Origin of the sequence: Burkholderia sp. Bp9015 (assembly GCF_003853505.1) — a bacterium.
Taxonomy (GTDB): domain Bacteria; phylum Pseudomonadota; class Gammaproteobacteria; order Burkholderiales; family Burkholderiaceae; genus Burkholderia.
Genome location: NZ_QTPZ01000085.1, coordinates 1 through 1405, shown reverse-complemented (window position 1 = coordinate 1405; position 1405 = coordinate 1). Strand labels below are relative to the sequence as shown.

Here is a 1405-nt window from a genome sequence, read left to right as displayed (position 1 = left end):
TGCACGCAACCCAGAGAGAATCGATGATCTCCCAATCCATCTTCAAGGCATATGACATTCGCGGTGTGGTCGGCAAGACGCTCGACGCCGACACGGCGCGCGCGATCGGCCGGGCCTTCGGCAGCGAAGTGCGCGCCCAGGGCGGCGATGCGGTCGTCGTCGCGCGCGACGGCCGCCTGTCGGGGCCCGAGCTCGTCGGCGCACTCGCCGATGGCCTGCGTGCGGCAGGCGTCGACGTCGTCGACGTCGGCATGGTGCCCACGCCGGTCGGCTATTTCGCGGCGAGCGTGCCGCTTGCGCTGAAGGGCGGCGAGCGCCGCGTCGATTCGTGCATCGTCGTCACCGGCAGCCACAACCCGCCCGACTACAACGGTTTCAAGATGGTGCTGCGCGGCGCGGCGATCTACGGCGAGCAGATCCAGGCGCTGTACCGCCGCATCGTCGACGAGCGCTATGAAACGGGCAGCGGCGCGTTCGAGCAGTTCGATGTCGCCGATCAGTACATCGCGCGAATCGTGGGCGACATCAAGCTCGCGCGCCCGCTGAAGCTCGTCGTCGACGCCGGCAACGGCGTCGCGGGTCCGCTCGCGACGCGCCTGTTCAAGGCGCTCGGCTGCGAACTCGTCGAGCGCTTCACCGACATCGACGGCACGTTCCCGAACCACCACCCCGATCCCGCGCACCCGGAAAACCTGCAGGACGTGATCCAGGCGCTGAAGGACACCGACGCCGAACTCGGCTTCGCGTTCGACGGCGACGGCGACCGCCTGGGCGTCGTCACGAAGGACGGCCAGATCATCTTCCCGGACCGCCAGCTGATGCTGTTCGCGGAGGAAGTGCTGTCGCGCAACCCGGGCGCGCAGATCATCTACGACGTGAAGTGCACGCGCCATCTCGCGCAGTGGGTGAAGGCGAAGGGCGGCGAGCCGCTGATGTGGAAGACGGGCCATTCGCTCGTGAAGGCGAAGCTGCGCGAGACGGGCGCACCGCTCGCGGGCGAGATGAGCGGCCACGTGTTCTTCAAGGACCGCTGGTACGGCTTCGACGACGGTCTCTACACGGGCGCGCGCCTGCTCGAGATCCTCGCGAAGACGGCCGATCCGAGCGCACTGCTCAATGCGCTGCCGGACGCGATGAGCACGCCGGAACTGCAGCTCAAGCTCGAGGAGGGCGAGAACTTCCGCCTGATCGAGAAGCTGCAGAAGGAAGCGAAGTTCGACGGCGCCGACGAAGTCGTGACGATCGACGGCCTGCGCGTCGAGTACCCGGACGGCTTCGGCCTCGCGCGTTCGTCGAACACGACGCCGGTGATCGTGCTGCGCTTTGAAGCGGAGACCAAGGAAGGGCTCGAGCGCATCCAGGCGGACTTCCGCCGCGTGCTGACGGCCGCGAAGCCGGACGTCGA

General features: G+C 67.8%; 1 protein-coding gene. It reads left to right on the top strand.

Annotated features, from left to right (window positions below):
• Positions 1-23: 23 nt before the first annotated feature.
• Positions 24-1405 (top strand): phosphomannomutase/phosphoglucomutase (locus DIE12_RS37675; protein ID WP_148092736.1); only part of this gene is annotated, 1382 nt, incomplete at its 3' end.